The sequence below is a fragment of the Bacteroides eggerthii genome, from assembly GCF_025146565.1.
Lineage (GTDB): Bacteria > Bacteroidota > Bacteroidia > Bacteroidales > Bacteroidaceae > Bacteroides > Bacteroides eggerthii.
On the sequence record NZ_CP102258.1, the window covers coordinates 223,403 to 240,839 of the forward strand.

The 17,437-nt window shown below is 51.7% G+C and carries 13 protein-coding genes; all 13 read right to left on the reverse strand.

From position 1 onward, the window contains the following. Window positions 1-137: 137 nt before the first annotated feature. A complete protein-coding gene (locus NQ546_RS00925; RefSeq protein ID WP_004291195.1) occupies window positions 138-1,646 on the reverse strand; it encodes an MBOAT family O-acyltransferase in 1,509 nt (502 codons plus the stop codon). A 34-nt stretch (window positions 1,647-1,680) separates the two neighbouring features. Continuing rightward, entirely contained in the window at window positions 1,681-2,547 is an 867-nt protein-coding gene (locus NQ546_RS00930) for an SGNH/GDSL hydrolase family protein (RefSeq protein WP_004291196.1), read from the reverse strand. Between the two features lie 55 nt (window positions 2,548-2,602). After that, the gene (locus NQ546_RS00935) at window positions 2,603-3,979 is read right to left on the reverse strand and encodes an SGNH/GDSL hydrolase family protein (protein WP_039953409.1); all 1,377 of its coding nucleotides are present in this window, start codon (window positions 3,977-3,979) and stop codon (window positions 2,603-2,605) included. 123 nt (window positions 3,980-4,102) lie between these two features. After that, window positions 4,103-4,396, reverse strand: coding sequence for a PG0541 family transporter-associated protein (locus NQ546_RS00940; RefSeq protein ID WP_004294544.1), 294 nt, complete (start codon window positions 4,394-4,396; stop codon window positions 4,103-4,105). 25 nt (window positions 4,397-4,421) lie between these two features. Then, window positions 4,422-7,568: an efflux RND transporter permease subunit gene (locus tag NQ546_RS00945; protein ID WP_004291199.1), complete on the reverse strand. Its 3,147-nt coding sequence runs from the start codon at window positions 7,566-7,568 to the stop codon at window positions 4,422-4,424. Window positions 7,569-7,586: 18 nt separating this feature from the next. After that, entirely contained in the window at window positions 7,587-8,603 is a 1,017-nt protein-coding gene (locus NQ546_RS00950) for an efflux RND transporter periplasmic adaptor subunit (RefSeq protein ID WP_004291200.1), read from the reverse strand. A gap of 16 nt (window positions 8,604-8,619) precedes the next feature. Beyond that, on the reverse strand, window positions 8,620-9,981 hold the full coding sequence (locus NQ546_RS00955) for a TolC family protein (RefSeq protein WP_004291201.1): 1,362 nt from the start codon (window positions 9,979-9,981) through the stop codon (window positions 8,620-8,622). Window positions 9,982-9,999: 18 nt separating this feature from the next. Beyond that, entirely contained in the window at window positions 10,000-10,668 is a 669-nt protein-coding gene (locus NQ546_RS00960) for a TetR/AcrR family transcriptional regulator (protein WP_004291203.1), read from the reverse strand. Window positions 10,669-10,824: 156 nt separating this feature from the next. After that, window positions 10,825-12,321, reverse strand: coding sequence for a histidine ammonia-lyase (gene hutH, locus NQ546_RS00965; protein WP_004291204.1), 1,497 nt, complete (start codon window positions 12,319-12,321; stop codon window positions 10,825-10,827). After that, entirely contained in the window at window positions 12,318-12,947 is a 630-nt protein-coding gene (locus NQ546_RS00970) for a cyclodeaminase/cyclohydrolase family protein (protein ID WP_004291205.1), read from the reverse strand. Before NQ546_RS00970 ends, hutH begins: the two co-directional genes overlap by 4 nt. 59 nt (window positions 12,948-13,006) lie before the next feature. After that, window positions 13,007-14,260: an imidazolonepropionase gene (hutI, locus tag NQ546_RS00975; RefSeq protein ID WP_004291206.1), complete on the reverse strand. Its 1,254-nt coding sequence runs from the start codon at window positions 14,258-14,260 to the stop codon at window positions 13,007-13,009. A gap of 76 nt (window positions 14,261-14,336) precedes the next feature. Beyond that, window positions 14,337-15,233 carry a glutamate formimidoyltransferase gene (gene ftcD, locus NQ546_RS00980; RefSeq protein ID WP_004291207.1) on the reverse strand — a complete coding sequence of 299 codons (897 nt, stop codon included), beginning with the start codon at window positions 15,231-15,233 and terminating at the stop codon, window positions 14,337-14,339. A 139-nt stretch (window positions 15,234-15,372) separates the two neighbouring features. After that, a complete protein-coding gene (locus NQ546_RS00985) occupies window positions 15,373-17,355 on the reverse strand; it encodes a urocanate hydratase (RefSeq protein ID WP_004291208.1) in 1,983 nt (660 codons plus the stop codon). Window positions 17,356-17,437: the final 82 nt, after the last annotated feature.

Consider the following 17,437-nt stretch of genomic DNA (forward strand, 5'->3'; position numbering starts at 1 on the left):
AAAGTTTACTGTATGTATCATGACACATGCTATTTAAACACATTAGTCCGGTAGGAAAGAATAATACCGGCAGCATACTAACAATGAAAGGAATACGCATCAAGACATTTCACAGCATGACACAAGCAGTATCACCCTTAGAACTGGAAATAAATGAACGGCTGTATCTCCGAGCTCTTCATTTGAATTACAAGGTAGATCATGGCAACCAGCAACAGCGCTTTCCCTATAAGCGGAAGCCGGATGACAGCTTTGCAGCAGGCATGTTCCCAACTGTCCGGTACGAAATGGAGGAAAAAGCCGAGCGACATCAAGGCAAACACTTCCCAATAGCCCTCCACCAGTTGGGTGAAAAGCCGGGGACGGAAAGCTGTGAATATCTGGTTCAGCATATCCAGCGAAGTGGAGAAATCGGCATTGCGGAAGAATATCCAACAGAAACAAACGAAGTGGAACGTGATTACGATGCCGAAGAAGCGGCGGATGCCATGACTGCGCTCTCCCTTTTTCCTGCCGGTGATGCCCATCCAGAACTTATGGGCTGCCAGCGCAACACCATGCAACATCCCCCAAAAAACAAAATTCCAGGATGCGCCATGCCACAAGCCACCCAAAAACATGGTGATGATGAGATTGGCGTATTGCCGTATCTTCCCCTTACGGTTGCCGCCCAGGGATATATAGAGGTAATCGCGCAGCCAACTGGAAAGCGAGATATGCCAGCGGCGCCAGAACTCCGTTATGGATGCCGACTTATAGGGCGAGTCAAAGTTCATGTTGAAATGAAAGCCCAGCAGCAAAGCAATGCCGATAGCCATATCGCTATATCCGGAGAAGTCGCAATAGATTTGAAGCGCATAGCCGTAAACACCCATGAGGTTTTCCACGCCCGAATACAGAGTAGGATTATCAAAGATACGCTCCACAAAGTTGATGCTGATATAATCCGAAATAACCGCTTTCTTGAAAAGACCGCTTACAATCAGGAAGATTCCCTTTCCGAACATCTCCTTAGAGACAAACAGCGGACGGCGGATCTGCGGGATAAAGTCGCGTGCACGCACGATGGGACCTGCCACCAACTGCGGGAAGAAAGATACATAGAAAGCATAGTCCAACAGGTTGGTGAGGGGCGTTATCTCTTTGCGATACACATCGATCGTATAGCTCAGCGACTGGAAAGTGAAGAAAGAGATGCCGACAGGAAGAAATATGTCCATTGCGGTAAACGTGCCGCCTGTCAGCGAAGCAAAGAACCCGCAGAGGAAATTCGTATATTTAAAGTAGCACAACAGTCCCAGGTTTATCAGCAGACTGACCGCCACCCACGTTTTACGCTGCCAGCGTACGGTGGCCCGTTCCATGAGCCGGGCAATGAAAAAGTCGCTTACCGTAACAATGGCAAGCAGGAAGAAATAAGTGCCGCTGCTTTTATAGTAGAAATAGTAAGAAAACAGGGTGACGAACATCAGGCGGGCAGTAGTGCGACGCTGCAAAAGCAGATAGAACACGATGAAAGCGGCAAACAGCCACAGGAAGATACCGCTGCTGAATATCATCGGCGCATGCGGGTCGTACACCAGCAGGTCATGCAGGCGGGTGAAGTCTATATCCAGTTTGTTCAGAAGTTCGTCAATATTCCACATCTGTCGGTTACGGCTTAATTTAGATTATACTCAATCATCGACTGCAATAGTCGTTATACGCTTTCAGCAAGGCTTGATAGAACATCTCACCTTGCAATACATATCCTTCCGGAAGATAATGCACATGGTCGGGACGCATCAGTTTCGCCTCCTGCCAGTTGAGACAGGCGCGACGAACGCCTCCGAAAACATCGTACATATCCCACACAGCCAACCCGTTGGCATCGGCAAAACGCCGGATGGTCTGTACGGCAACAGAGGTACGGGGATTAATCTTATAGGTACGCCGGCGGCGGCGCTGGCGGAAGCTCTCGTATGAACCGGGCGGAGTGGTCATCAGCATCGGGACGCCGGACAGGCTGTCGCGTAGCATACGTACCAGTTCATCCATCTGCTGATAGTGCAACTTTGAGTTGTATCGCCGGTTGTGGCTCTCGTTTGTCCCGAAAGAGAGAATCACAAGGTCGGGATGCAACGCTGCGATGTCCGCCACACGCACCGGACGGGTAAAGGTGACACAGAACGCACCGTTTATTCCCATGTCCGTATAAGTCAGCGCACCGAATGTCTTTCGGAGCAGTTCGCCCGTAGTCTGCGGGAAGATATGACCGCGGATATGACTGTCGCCCACATGAACAATACGTATCGTATCGGCAGATGCACCCAGGCGGAGCATACGCATCTTCTCCCAGAAAGGTTTCAAGATGCCGACACTGTCTATCAGTTCATTCTCTCCGAGTTGGCGGAAAGCCGGAGGCAGGCTGATGAAAGGAACGGGCAGAGTGTCCGTACGTTGGCCGTAAGCCGTAAGCGTGTCGCAATCGGATACCGTCTTTTGAAGCCGGGGACAGCCGGGAAGCGCATCTTGCGCACAGAGCCGCTGCACCGGCAGGAGAAGCATTACAAACACCGCGTAGCAGACAGTGAAGCGCAAACTGCTCCATCGTGAGTTTTCCTTATGGCTCCGCTTCATAGGCACGCCTCCTGTCGTACTGTTCTTTGCCGTAGACCAATGCCTCATAAAGCAATTCTGCCAGATGTTTGCCGCCACGAAAGTTGATATGCGTATAATCGTAGTTGGCCAAAGACGGCTTGGCATGCACCATGTCCGCCATACTGCCCTCGCCTCCCATTGCCTCGAACATATTCCAAAACGCCACTCCACTGTCGGCTGCCAGGTTCTGCTGGTAACGGACAAGATTCTTAATGCCGGGCATGGTGCGCAGGTCGCCTTCTTCGGTCTTATACTCGCGGTCGCCCACACTGACAACAAGGATGCCGGCTTGTGGAAAGGCACTCTTCAAATGGGCGATGGTGGTTGCCATACCGTCACGATAACGGTCATAATTCCGTCCGCGCTCCGTAGCGACATTCAGCCCGTACTGAAGAATTATCAAATCGTAAGGGCGCTGTTCATTAAATTCGCGCATCATCCAGACAGGTACGGAGCGCAAGGACAAGCCGGAACTACCCCGAAGCGAGAAGTTATCAACAACAATTCCTTGTGTACCGTCCATGGCCAAGCCATAGAATAAGGTGGAGTCGGCACTTTCCACTTTCCAGCGTACAGAGCCGATGCGGCCTGTCACATCCATCTCCCGGAGTTCTCCCGTAGGAGAAAAAGTCTCAGTCTGCGCCTCCCCTTTATTTACGGATGCCGAGAGAGTAACCTCGCCTTTATTGTAAAAGAAGATGGAAGCATGTTCGCAGGTATCAAGCCGGGACGCATAGTTCTTCTGCCCGCGAAGTTCTACATAAGCACCGGGATTGGGAATGAAGTAGTGTCCCGAAATTCCCTGTTTGCTACGGTCGAAGAACACCGAATCCATAATGGAATGGCTCTGCCAGCCGTTAAAGCTATGCCGCACCGTAGGGCGGTAACCGCTGGTCATGGAAGTGATTGTCACAAAGCCCACCCCGCATCCGCCATAACGTTCCTGCAACATGGCACGCAGGTCAGCCGTAAGAATGTCCGCTTCTATGAAAGAATCGCCGAAGTAGGCGATGCGCACCAGACGGGGGTTTGCGGCCAGCTCATCCAACGCGCGATAGAAAGGCGTCATTCCGCGCAGGGTGGAGTCACTGTAATCTTCAATGCAGGTCATTCCGCTGCGGCAAGTGTCCACAAAGGCGGGCTTCACTTTCGGGGGTGGCGGCAACAGGGTATCCGGCTCGCTCACCGCTTCCGGGGAAAGGCGTACATCACCCAGTATGTCCACACGCCTCAGCACATGAGTGCCTATCGTGGTTCCCGGCAACAATCCCATCAGCAGAAGTACGGCCACCACAATAAACATCAACCAGCCTGTATGTTTCAAAACACTCTTTTCCATAACCAATCCGGTCGCAAAGATAGAGAATCGGATGAAAATAAATATCTTCCTGCCAAAAAGAATTATCCCTGCAGGAAAAAGATATTTCCTGCAGGGATAAACGCTTTTTATGCAACAGAGATCTTAAATGGTCTTCTCAATGTTCCAGACGAATGCCCGAAGCCCCAGTTGCTCGGTCTGCTTGTCCATGTTGTGAAGGACTTCCAGCAGAGGGTCCACCCTCTCATCCTCCACCATCGTCAGGACGGCGGAACACATGGAAGGCCAGGCATGACTGCCATAATGAGGCTCTCCGGTTTTGGAACCGCGTCCGCGAACTTGCTCCCAGTAAGTGAAGCCCCTGCAATTCAGCCTGTCGAGCGTAGCGATGATACGCTCATAGTATGCTTGATCGAATGTGATTAATACTGATTTCATTATTCAACTATTAAATGTCAACTGATTAATTATTGGTCTGTTTCTGTTCCTCAAAGTAAGCATCCAGTTGCTTGTGCATCTTACGGCGCTGGCGTTTGATGCCCACCCCGCCAAAGATACAGTACATCGTAGGAACATAAATCAAAGTGAGGATCGTGGAAACCGCCAGACCGCCGATTACGGCAATCGCCATGGGACTCCACATCTCAGAACCCTGCCCTGTGCTGACGGCCATCGGAATCATACCGAGAATGGTAGTCATGGTAGTCATCAACACCGGACGGAGACGGCTCTTGCCGGCCGTAACTACGGCATTCAGCACCGACTGCCCGCGTTCGCGGCAAAGGATAGTGTAGTCGATGAGCACGATACCGTTCTTCACCACGATACCGATCAACATGATGCTACCCAGCAAACTCATTACACTCAACGTAGTGTTGGTGATGAACAATGCCATCAACACGCCACTCATAGCGAACGGCACCGAGAGGATCAGGATAAACGGATAAGTAAGGGACTCGAACTGGGCGGCCATCACGATGAACACAAGCACAATGATCAAGACACCCAATGTTCCCAAATCGCGGAACGAATCCTGCTGGTCCTCAAAGGAACCCGACACTTGAATGGTTATGTCCGAGGGTTTCTCCAACTTATCTATAATCGCATTGCCCGCAGCCACCACATCGCCCAACGGAGCGCCGGAGATAACGGCGGATACCGTCACGATACGCTCGCGGTCTTTACGCTCGATAGTAGGCGGAGCAAAACGTTCTACAACCTTTCCCAGGTCTTTGATACGCACCCCTTCGCCTTTGGCATTATAGACCAATATATTCTCGATGCTTTCAAGGCTGGTGCGGTATTCTGGAGCATAGCGCACCTTGATGTCGTACTCATCACCGTCTTCACGATATTTGGAAGCCGTCGCACCATTGATACGGTTACGCAGATAGGTAGCGGCGGTAGACAAGTTCAGTCCATGAAGCGCCAGCTTCTCACGATCAAAGTCTACCTGATACTCAGGCTGGTAATCACTACGGCTGATGTTGACCTCGGACACACCTTTCACCTTCAGCAGTTCACGTTTCAGGCGGGCGGCAACGCTGTCGGTTTCTTCCATGCTGTAACCGTACACTTCAAAATCGGCAGATGCCTGGGCAGACATACCCGTATTGCTACCTCCGAAAATGACCTGCGCCTTACTGAATTCCGGATAGGCCTTCAGGTCTTCGCGCATTTCATCACAGACAGTTTCCAACGTAACATTACGCTCGTCCGGGTCTACCAGACTGACGTTGAAGGAGATGATGTGCGAACCGTTGTCCTGCATGGATGCCCAGGTATTATCCGAGTCGGCCTGTCCCACCGTATAGTTACATACCTTCATAATACCTTTATACTTCTCAAGCCACTGTCTGGTCAGCTTCTCCGATACCTCCTGCGCCACTTCCTTACGGGTTCCGATAGGCAGTTCCAATTGCACAGCGATACGGGCGTTATCCTGCGCCGGGAAGAACTCCGTACCGATGGTCTTTGCACAAAGCAAACTCAGAATAAAGAATACCACGCAACCTACAAGAACCACCATACGATGACGGACTGCCCAGTTGAGCATACGCGCATACCAGTTGTCCAATCCGTCCAATGCATGTTCTATCGGGCCGAAGAATATCCGGAACACCTTAGACTGCTTGCGCTGCAAACGGAGCAGTTGCGAACAAAGCATCGGCGTCAGCGTCAAAGCGGAGACAGTGGATACAAACATAATGGCACACATCATCCAGCCCAACTGCTTGAACAGTACACCGGACATACCGGTCACCATCGTCAACGGGAAGAATACGGCAATCATCGTCAGTGTAGAAGCCACAACGGAGATAGCCACCTCGTTCGTGCCATGCACAGACGCCTGCTTCGGGTCGGAGCCGCGCTCGATGTGTGTCGTGACATTCTCCAATACCACAATGGCATCGTCCACCACCATACCGATAGCAATGGAAAGCGATGAAAGCGAAATGATATTAATCGTATTCCCCGAAATTGCCAGATATATGAATGAAGCAATCAGGGAAAGCGGAATCGTGATACAGATGATCAGCGTGGCACGCCAGCGTCCTAAGAACAAGAACACCACAATCACAACGAAGAGCAAGGCATACATAACCGTCTCCGTCAAACTGTCGATGGTGTTCAGGATGTTTTCAGAGGTATCTACAATGACCCCAAGCTTCACGTCGCTCGGCAGGTTCTTCTGCAAACGGGGCAATGCATCCTGCACCTTTTTGGAGATTTCCACCGAATTGGCTCCCGACTGCTTCTGAACGACGATCATGGCGCCTTGCACACCGTTATTATAGGTTTCCTGCGCACGCTCTTCTACGGTGTCCACTATCTTGGCAACATCACGCAGATAGACCGTAGCGCCATTATACGTACCTACAACCACATTCGCCAACTCGCCGGAATCGTCGAACTCACCCTCCACACGCAATGAATAGGTTTCATTACCGATGTCGAAGTTACCGCCCGGTATATTCCTGTTCTCGGCCCCGATAATGGAACTGATTGTTTCGATGCTCAGGTTGTATGCTTCCAGCTTATAAGGGTCGCAATACACTTGGATTTCACGCTGCGGCGCACCGCTGATGGATACCGTACCCACACCGGGAATACGCGCCAAGGGATTTACCACACGATCATCCAGTATCTTATAAAGTGCCGACTGGCTCTCGTTGGCCTGTACGGACAGCAGCACGATAGGGATCATATCCGTACTGAACTTAAAGATGATAGGGTTCTCCACATCATCGGGAAGTTCGGAACTTACCATATCCAGCTTGTCACGCACATCATTCGTCAACACGTCAATATCATTACCGAACTCAAACTCCAGTGTAATCAGCGACATATTCTCCGAAGAACGGGAAGTGATGTGCTTCAAATCACTGACAGAGTTCAAAACATTCTCCAACGGACGGGTCACATTGTTCTCGATATCCGAAGCACTGGCTCCCGGATAGGCCGTCATCACCATAATCGTATTCGTATCAATGTCCGGATACAAGTCGATAGGCAATTTGGACAAAGAGAACAGACCAAATATCACCACTGCCAGAAAGCAGAGCGAAGTCATAATCGGTTTCTTAACCGCACCTTCGTATAAACTCATGTTATTAGTGTTTAGTGATTATTTCTCTACTTCTACTTCCATGCCGTTCACCAGCTTGGTCTGTCCGGCTATAACTACCTGTGAATTGTCGGGCACACCGGAAATCAACTCGTATTCAGCACCCATGCGGCGTCCGAGTTCCACCTTATTATAGGTTACTTTGCCGTCTTTGTAGACATACACGTAGCGGTCGCCCGAACCGGATTGTTTCACGATGGCCAAGTCGGGCACAACCACATTGTCCTTGGAGCCGAAATTAAGTGTGGCGCGGGCAAACATTCCGGGACGCACGCGCTGGTCCTTATTGGAGAGTTTAATCTCTACAGGGAAGGTGCGTGTATTCGGGTCTACCGTAGGATAAACCAAGCTGATGTAGCCTTCAAACGGTTCGTCGCCATAGACATCCAGCTTCACTGCTACGGGAGCGCCTTTCTTCACTTGGGTGAAATAGGTTTCGGAAACGTTGATGAGCAGTTTCACCGGAGTGATCTGTTCCACCACCAACACAGGTTCCCCGCCGCTGTACATGTCGCCGTTGTCATAATTACGGGCTGTTACAACACCGTTTATAGGGCTGAGCAACGAGGTGTTTTCCAATAGGTTGCGATAGGCCGTCTCCTTTATGTCCAAAGCCATTTTGGCTGCATCCCATTCCGACTTGGATGCACCGCCCACTTTGTACAGTTCGTCCATACGCTTGAACTCAATCTCCTGGTTATCCAACTGGAACTTGGTTTGTTTCAGGTTGGCCTCATCCATGCTGACCAGCTTCTGGCCTTTGGATACGCGGTCGCCCACTTCCACCAATATCCTGTCTATACGCACCGGAGACGAAGGAGCTATATTGTTCTTCACCTCTGCTTCGACAGTAGCGGTGTATTCATGGATCTGTTCTACCGGACGCGCTTTCACATCCGCCAGCTTCACTCTCGGCTTTTCATCCACATGTTCAGCGACAGCCTTGTCCTTCCCGCCGCTGCAAGCGCCCAACAGTGCTACTGCAAGCAGGGCAATCATTTGAAAACTTTTCTTCATATCGTTGTTCTGATTTTTATTTCTGATCTTTGCTTATGTAATCTCTTCCCAACACTTGGTCAAGATCGGCTTTAGCCACCAAATAATCGTATATGGATTGGTTGTAAGTCAACTCGGCCTCAGTGAGCTGCACTTGCGAGGTGTTCAGTTCAAGCACAGTTCCTTTGCCCACCTCGTAGCGTTTGCCGGCAATCTGCACCGCCTTTTCGGCCTGCATCACATTCTCCTTGTTGCTGGACACCTGTTCCGAGCTGGCTGCCATATTATCCTGATAGCTGGTAATCTGCATATTCAGCTTGCGTTCCGTATCGATGCGGTTCTGGTCCAACTGGCGCATCTGGATGCGGTTGGATTTCAGTTTTGTAAAGTTGCTTGCCTTGTATAAAGGAATACTCAAACTGAACACCAGCGAAGAACTGCTTCCGTAGTTGTAGTTGAATACATTCCAACTGTCGTTGTTCATGGACTGATACTGATAAGAATAGCCCAAAGCCAGTGTCGGCATGAAGTTGGTGCGCAAGGACTTGATGTTCTTCTGAAGCATCAGGCGGTTCAACTCCAGTTGCTTCATCGTGGTATTGTTCACCAAGCCTTCGTGCGTCGCATTATCCAATTGATTGGCAAACACAACTCCCTCATAAGCCGCCAGACTGTCGTCTATCTTAATATCCAGATCGGCCGTTATACCCATCAATACTTTGAGTTGCAATTTGGAGAGCGTCACAGCGTTTCCGGCCGAAATGACACTCGGCTTCACGCTGCGCATCTGTACCTCGGCGCTGATTTTGTCAAATTCACTCACCGCACCCTGCCGGTATTTAGCGTTGACTATGTTATAATTGTCTTCTGCCAGCTTATAGCTTTTTTGCAGAACATCGTATGAGTCCTGCGACAACATCAACTGATAGTAGGCCTTGGTCACCTGATTCACCAAATCCTGTTTGGAGGCACGTGACTTCTCTACCGCCAGCTCAATGTCCGTTTTTGTCATCGACATGGCGCGATACACTGCCGGTGCAAACAGGGGCAGACTTATGTTCAACGCTCCTGTGGCTGTGTTCGCCTTGTCTTTACCCATTTTCACAGTCTGGTCGCCGATACTGAACTGCGGCGCCGTAATAGTGTGGCTCATACTTCCCGAAATGCTCGCTTCGGGCAACAGGTTTTGCCAGGTTTCCTTATGGCTCACCTTTTTCAGTGCAATCTCCTCTTCCGCCACTTTAATAGTAGGATTGTCGCTCAAAGCAATCTCTATGGCTTTGGCAAGGTTCAGGGTCAAAGTATCTTTCGTCCCTTGTGCTCGTGCATAAGCACCAACCAACACTATGGCAACGGCCAATACCCATTTCTTACCCTCAAAAAATCTCTGCATCTTCATAAAAGAATTAATCGTTTTCTATTTGTTCTCTGTCTCGCTATTTCCGGAGATTATCTTTTTGCGGTATTCCCGGATGAACACCTCCAACTCATGCGCCCCTTTCTCCGTAGAAATTCCCCGGAGGAAAGTGAACATGATAGACTCATAAACTTCAAGGAACGAATACTCCTTGCAAATATCCGTATTCATCAGCAAGTCAATCTGCTCCCTTACCAACAGATTGATAATGGCAAAATTCACATCATCGCGGAAGATGCCCTGCTTCACGCCTTCCTTGAAAAAGTTCACCGTTTCTTCCGAGTCCTGATCATGCCGTTTGGTCATCAGCTTATAGGCTTTGGGATACTTCTTGATGTCCTCAAAAAACTTCTTGTTGGTGGCATGGAACTTTTCGATACTGCGCTGGTAGCATTTCAACAGGACTTCCAATACATTCTCGGATGTAGCAAGCACATTCTTCAGATATTCATCCCCCTCTTTCTGACCTCTCAGGATACACTCTTCCAGCAAGGTCTCCTTATCAGGAAACACCTCATACAGAGTACGCTTGGAGATGCCCAACGAAGTTGCGATGTCATCCATCGTAATACTTTTGATACCTTGCGCAGCAAAGGCCTTCACCGCAGTTTCAATGATCCGTTCTCTCAGTTCCGGACGAGGAGTAAGGTGCTTGGTATATTCGCTCATTTCTCTTCCTTTTAAATTTCAAAAACTCTTTTTATTCATTTTGGAAATAAAACGAAGCAAATATAGAAAGAAAACTTAATTCACCAATTAAGTTTTCTTTCTTTTGTTAAACGATTAATAAAAATTAGTGTTCTCGCAGATTTATTGGGAAGATTCCTAATAATCAAACTTGGTCCGGCTCAGGAACGCCACTGTTTTATGAATTTCCTTGTACATCACAATGTCGTCTTTCACAAAAGGAACCTCTTTGCGGTATTCGCGCAGGAAGCCTTCCAAGAGCGGCGAGGTTTTTTGCGGGCGGCGGAAATCAATGCCCTGTGCAGCATTCATCAGTTCGATGGCAAGGATGTGTTCCAAGTTGTCCATGATACGGTAGAGCTTCGTGGCTGCGTTGGCTCCCATACTGACATGGTCCTCCTGTCCGTTGCTGGACACGATAGAGTCGCTGCTGGCAGCATAGCAGTACATCTTGTTCTGGCTCACCATAGAGGCGGCGGCATATTGAGGAATCATAAACCCGGAGTTCAGGCCGGGATTGGCAACCAGAAACTCCGGCAGTCCCCGCAGTCCCATGATGAGCTGGGCGATACGGCGTTCGGAGATGTTTCCCAGTTCGGCAAGGGCGATCCCTAAGAAATCGTACGAGATAGCCAACGGCTGCCCATGAAAGTTTCCGCCGGAGATGATACGGTCTTCATCCGGAAAGATGGTAGGATTGTCCGTCACAGAATTAATCTCCGTCAGCAAAACCGAAGAGACATACCGGATAGCATCCTTCGTTGCGCCATGCACCTGCGGAATGCAACGGAAAGAATACGGATCCTGCACATGCTTGCCGGGGCGGGCGATGAGTTCGCTGCCCTCCAGCAGTTTGCGGAAGTTCTCGCCCGTTTCGATTTGTCCTTTGTGGGGACGGATTTGCTGGATGCAATCCATGAACGGGTCGATGCGACCGTCAAAGGCTTCCAGGGAGAGGGCGGCTATCAGGTCGGCTTTCTTGGAGAGGCGGAAAGCTTTAAGAATGGCAAAGACACCGTTGGCGCTCATGAATTGCGTACCGTTCAGCAAGGCAAGGCCTTCCTTGCTCATCAGTTTGACGGGCTCCCAGCCGAATTCATCGAGTACGCTGATAGCCTCGCGCTTCCGACCTTTATAGTACACGTCACCCACACCGATAAGAGGCAGGAAAAGATTGGCAAGCGGAGCAAGGTCGCCCGATGCTCCCAAGGAGCCGCGGTCGTAGACAATAGGCATCACATCGTTGTTGAAGAAGTCGAGGATGCGCTGTACGGTAATGACCTGCACGCCGCTGTGCCCCAATGAAAGTGCATGCGCCTTGAGCAGCATCATCAGTTTGATGATGACGGGACGGATCTCCTCGCCCACGCTGCAAGCATGGCTTTTGATGAGGTTCTCCTGCAAGGTGCCCAGTTCGTCGGGCGAGATGCTTTTGCTGCACAGGGAGCCGAAGCCGGTGGTGATCCCGTAGAGAGGTTCGGCGGATTCGGCGGTTTTCTTATCCAGATAGTCGCGGCATTTCTGTATGCGTTCTTTGGCTTCGGGAGCCAACTCAAGTTTCAGGTTCTCGTTGATGATGCGTTCGATAAGGTCGAAGGTCAGCTCGCCCGAACCGACATAGTAGACATTCTTCATACTTTGAGCTCCTCATTGATTTCGTCCAACAATTCTTTCTCTTTGGCACAGGCAAGGCGTTCCAGCTCACAGGCTTCGGCCTGCAGCTTGGCAACGAACTCTTTATCTTTGAGCGAACCGAGGTTGATGCGCACATTCATCAACGCCCCCAATACGGCAGAGCGGGCGGACATCATCGCCACGCAGGCATCGGTTACGGCATTACGGTTGCCCAGGCGTGCCACATCCATGATGACAGTCATCAGCTCGTAGGCATTACGTGCCACCTGCATGGGCACGAGGGCTGCAAACTTGGTGGCTTCCTGAATGGCGGCGCTGCGGGCGGCTTTCTCCTCGTCGGTGGCTTTCGGCATCTTGAAGCAGGCAAATACACTGTCGTACGCTTCGGAGTCGCGGTCAATGTCTTCGATGAAGGTGTCTTTCTCCTGCGATGCCACTCCCGCAATATGCTGCATCAGCTCCTCGTGCGCCTCATAGCCTTTCTTGCCGACAGTGAGATTGGCTACCATTGCCGCCAAAGCCGAAGCAATGGCGCCATTCAATGCGGCAATGCTTCCGCCGCCGGGGACGGGGTCGCTGCCCGCCACTTTATTCAAAAACTCTTTGACTGTTAAATCGACTAACATGGGATTAAATTATTATTAGGTATTACACAATTAGGTATCAATTCGCTATTAACGCACCGCTAAAGCACCGGGTGGAGTACGCCCTCCTTCACCGTAGCGTGCACACAATTCATGCCCACATAATAGGGCAGGAAATGATAATTATCCGTATTCAGCACCACGAAGTCCCCTTTCTTTCCCACCTCTATGCTGCCGATGCTGCCGGCACGATTCAAGGCGGCGGCGCCGTTCAGGGTAAGGGCGGTAATGCTCTCCTCGACACTCATCTTCATATAGATGCAAGCCAGTGCGATAGTGAGCGGGATGGAACCGGAGAAGCAACTGCCGGGATTAAGGTCGGTGGCCAGTGCTACGGCACAGCCGGCGTCAATCATCTCACGCCCGCGGGCATAAGGTTCTTTCAGGGCAAAGGCGGTAAGAGGGAGCAAGGTGGCAACCACGCCTTTGTCCGCCATGGCATGGATGTCGGCATCGGAAGCATGCAGCAGGTGGTCGGCGGATACGGCGGAAAGTTCCGCAGCCAGTCCCGCACCGCCCAGCGGCACTATTTCATCGGCATGGAGCTTCAGCGCCAATCCCATATCACGAGCGGCAGTCAGCAGGCGGCGGGACTGCCCGATGGAGAACACGCCCTGCTCGCAAAAGACATCGCAAAACTCTGCCAACCGGTTCTGAACGACGGCGGGCATCACTTCGCGAATGATGAAATCCACATAATCGTCCGTACGCCCGACATACTCCTGCGGCACTGCATGTGCGCCAAGAAAAGTGGAAACGATGTCCACCCGCTTGTGCTCGTCATTGTTCAGGCTGCGCATGACGCGGAGTTGCAGCAGCTCGGTCTCCTTGTCCAAGCCGTAACCGCTTTTTCCCTCGACGGTGGTCACTCCCATGACGCTCATCTGCTTCAAGAAGCCCTCCGCCTTGCCGCGCAACTGGATGAAGTTGCTGTTGCGGGTGGCAGCCACTGTGCTGACAATGCCTCCTCCGCGCTCCATAATGGACATGTAGCTTTCGCCCTTCAAGCGCCATGAGAACTCCTCGGCACGCTCTCCGCCAAAAACGAAGTGCGTATGCGAGTCCACAAAGCCGGGCAGAAGGCATTTGCCCCGGGCGTTGTAGTGCCAGTAGCGCTGATAGTATCCGTCGCGGTCCTCGCCACGATTAGGGCCTACGTAGGTGATGACGCCGCCGGTGACTTCCACCGTAGCGTCATCCATGATGCAGATCTCTTCCATTTCCCTGCCACAACGGGCGGAAAAGCCGATGGGAGTGACGACACGAGCGTTGAAGATGATAAGATTCTCCGTCATATTTGTTTCTGTTTCATTTAAAGTTCAGAACATTGATCACTGAAAGACAGTTGTGTGCTATTCACACGTCGGGCACTCACTCCATTATCCGGGCTTCGAGCACCTGCTGCATCGAGAAGTTCTCCAGTCCGAGGTAATAGGAAGCCGTATCAATCAGCGCTTCCATGGGCACAAGGCCGATAATCTCACTGCCCACGATGCTGACACCGTAGCGCCGCGCTTCGATGCGTACCAGTTCGAAGGCGCGATAAAGGGCGGTACGGGTATAGTCGGTCATATTGATAGACACCTGCGTGATTCCCCGATCTTTCAACTCCACTCCCATGGCCTTGCAATAGCGCAGGCCGCCGCCGATGAAGCGTATCTTCTTGGCAATATCGTGCGCAATCTCCAGACTCGGCGTATTCAGGTTGATGTTATAGGCCACCAGCGGCATACGCGCGCCAACCGCCACCGTTCCCGCAGTGGGATGCCGCTCGGCGGGGCCGAAGTCGGGCTGCCATTCGGGGAGTTTTATTTTCTCCGCCATACCCTCGAACTCACCTTTCCGGACAGCCGCAAGGTTTTCCCGGTGAGGGGCTGATGCGGATTTCTCGTAAAGGAACACAGGCAGGTTATAACGTTTCGCCACTTCCCCGCCCACTTCCTTGGAGAGCGCAACGGCTTCTTCCATCGTTACATTCTTAATAGGAATGAAGGGCACAACGTCCACCGCACCCATACGGGGATGCTGTCCCTGATGCTTGTTCAGGTCGATGAGCTCCACTGCCACGCCGATGGCCTCAAGCACAGCATCGCGCAGCGGTTCGGGCTCGCCCACTACGGTGACGACGAGGCGGTTGTGGTCTTCATCGTTACTGTAATCCAACAACTTGACACCCTGCCTGCCACGAAACGGGGCTACAATCCGGTCTATTTTCTGCAAGTCGCGTCCCTCACTGAAATTGGGGACACATTCTACGATTCGGTTCATAATGGTTATGTTTTTAGTTTGCTAACACGAGGATACAGATATATTATTTTTAGATTGGCATATTCTTTCTCTCAGACATAAGAACAAAAGAACAGACCCAATCTCTTATACCCTTATTTCCCCTATAACAAGCCTGTTATTATTGTTTTATATATCTATCAATCAGTTCTTCATCCGCCACGTAAGGAATCGTGATGTGGTAGCCATCCGAATGGGTGCGGTTGAACTCCTCGCTGGTTTCCATTGCATGCTCGTTGCGTGCCCACGAACGGCGTGCCACGCCGCCCATAACATCCCAAAGCATGGCGGAACGCAGAATTTCGTCCACCCTTTCGGAGCCGTCGCACACCATGCCGAAGCCGCCGTTGATGGCTTTGCCTATGCCCACTCCGCCGCCATTGTGCAGCGCCACAAGGCTCATGCCCCGCGCACAGTTACCGGCAAAGCATTGCACAGCCATGTCCGCCATTACGTTGCTGCCGTCCTTGATGTTGGATGTCTCGCGGAAAGGGGAATCCGTACCGCTGACATCGTGGTGGTCGCGTCCCAGCATAATCGGGCCTACCTCGCCCCGGCGCACCATCTCGTTGAAGCGGAGTGCAATCTTCATGCGTCCTTCGGCATCCTGATAGAGGATACGCGCCTGCGTGCCCACCACCAGATTATTCTTTTCGGCATCGCGAATCCAATTGTAATTATCCAAGTCCTGTCCGCGGCGCGTGGGATCGATACACTCCATGGCCGCCCGGTCGGTCTTCACCAGGTCTTCGTGCCTGCCACTGAGACATACCCAGCGGAAAGGTCCGTAACCGTAATCAAAGAGTTCGGGCCCCATGATGTCCTCCACATAGCTGGGGAAGATGAACCCGTTCTTATCACTGCCGTTGCGCGCTATTTCGGTGACGCCGGCATCGTAGACGGCTTTCATAAAGGAGTTGCCGTAATCGAAGAAGTACGTGCCCCGCCCCACGAGCTCTTTTATGGCAAGGAAATGGCGTTTCAGCGTAGCATCCACCTTACGGCGGAATTCCGCCGGGTTCTCGTGCAGCATCCGGGTGCGCTCCTCAAAGGTCAGCCCTGCGGGACAGTAGCCGCCGTCGTAGGCGGCATGGCAGGATGTCTGGTCGGATAGCAGATCTATGTGTACCTGTTCTTTTGCGGCATATTCCAAGAGATCCACCACATTGCCATGATAGGCAATGGAAATGGGGGTGCGACTGTCCATGGCCTCTTTGGCCAGTGAGAAGGCATGCGGCAGCGAATCCGTCACGTGCCCCACCCATCCCTGACGATGACGGGTGTCGATACGTGAAGCGTCCACTTCGGCTATGATAGCGGCAGCTCCCGACATTTCGGCAGCTTTGGGTTGGGCGCCACTCATGCCGCCCAGACCGGAGGATACAAAAAGCCGTCCGCGCAAGTCGCCGTCTTGCGGAATGCCGAGTTTCAATCGCCCGGCGTTCAGGAGGGTATTGAAAGTGCCATGCACGATGCCCTGCGGACCGATGTACATCCACCCGCCGGCAGTCATCTGCCCGTAATTGGCAACGCCCATCTGCATGGCTGTGTGCCAGTCCTGCTGGTTGTCATAAAGCCCCACCATGATGGCGTTCGTAATGATGACGCGCGGCGCTTCGGGCTTCGACTTGAAGAGCCCCAGCGGATGCCCGCTTTCGATGACGAGCGTCTGGTCGCAGGTGAGGACTTCGAGGTATTGTTTTATCAGGCGGTATTGCATCCAGTTTTGGCACACCTGTCCCGTTTCGCCATAGGTGACGAGTTCGTAGGGATAGAGGGCGATGTCGAAACAGAGGTTATTGTCTATCATCACCTGAAAGGCCTTGCCCTCGATGCAGCGTCCTTTGTATTCGTCAATGGGCTTTGCCTTGAGGTCGCCTTGCGGACGGTAACGGTAACCGTAGATGCGTCCGCGCGTGCGGAGTTCTTCCATGAACTCCGGTGCAAGCGTTTCGTGCAGTTCTTTAGGGATGTAGCGCAGGGCATTCTTCAATGCCGTAGCCGTTTGTGCCGGGTCGAGGGTGTAGCCGCGGTCGGGAGCCCGCCGGATGCCTTCTACGAAGGCGGGATAAGGGGGCAGTGTTTTGCTTAAGGTAATCTCCATAGTATAATAAGGTGAATAGTTACAAATTGTCAGCAGATGCGACTCTGTATCTGCCGCAATATAAAAATAAATCCCGGTATTC

What these genes read in the sequence shown, in the direction of transcription:
- NQ546_RS00925 (WP_004291195.1), bottom strand. Translation starts at nt 1,646, where the DNA reads ATGTGGAATATTGACGAACTTCTGAACAAACTGGATATAGACTTCACC.
- NQ546_RS00930 (WP_004291196.1), bottom strand. Translation starts at nt 2,547, where the DNA reads ATGCTTCTCCTGCCGGTGCAGCGGCTCTGTGCGCAAGATGCGCTTCCC.
- NQ546_RS00935 (WP_039953409.1), bottom strand. Translation starts at nt 3,979, where the DNA reads ATGGAAAAGAGTGTTTTGAAACATACAGGCTGGTTGATGTTTATTGTG.
- NQ546_RS00940 (WP_004294544.1), bottom strand. Translation starts at nt 4,396, where the DNA reads ATGAAATCAGTATTAATCACATTCGATCAAGCATACTATGAGCGTATC.
- NQ546_RS00945 (WP_004291199.1), bottom strand. Translation starts at nt 7,568, where the DNA reads ATGAGTTTATACGAAGGTGCGGTTAAGAAACCGATTATGACTTCGCTC.
- NQ546_RS00950 (WP_004291200.1), bottom strand. Translation starts at nt 8,603, where the DNA reads ATGAAGAAAAGTTTTCAAATGATTGCCCTGCTTGCAGTAGCACTGTTG.
- NQ546_RS00955 (WP_004291201.1), bottom strand. Translation starts at nt 9,981, where the DNA reads ATGAAGATGCAGAGATTTTTTGAGGGTAAGAAATGGGTATTGGCCGTT.
- NQ546_RS00960 (WP_004291203.1), bottom strand. Translation starts at nt 10,668, where the DNA reads ATGAGCGAATATACCAAGCACCTTACTCCTCGTCCGGAACTGAGAGAA.
- hutH (WP_004291204.1), bottom strand. Translation starts at nt 12,321, where the DNA reads ATGAAGAATGTCTACTATGTCGGTTCGGGCGAGCTGACCTTCGACCTT.
- NQ546_RS00970 (WP_004291205.1), bottom strand. Translation starts at nt 12,947, where the DNA reads ATGTTAGTCGATTTAACAGTCAAAGAGTTTTTGAATAAAGTGGCGGGC.
- hutI (WP_004291206.1), bottom strand. Translation starts at nt 14,260, where the DNA reads ATGACGGAGAATCTTATCATCTTCAACGCTCGTGTCGTCACTCCCATC.
- ftcD (WP_004291207.1), bottom strand. Translation starts at nt 15,233, where the DNA reads ATGAACCGAATCGTAGAATGTGTCCCCAATTTCAGTGAGGGACGCGAC.
- NQ546_RS00985 (WP_004291208.1), bottom strand. Translation starts at nt 17,355, where the DNA reads ATGGAGATTACCTTAAGCAAAACACTGCCCCCTTATCCCGCCTTCGTA.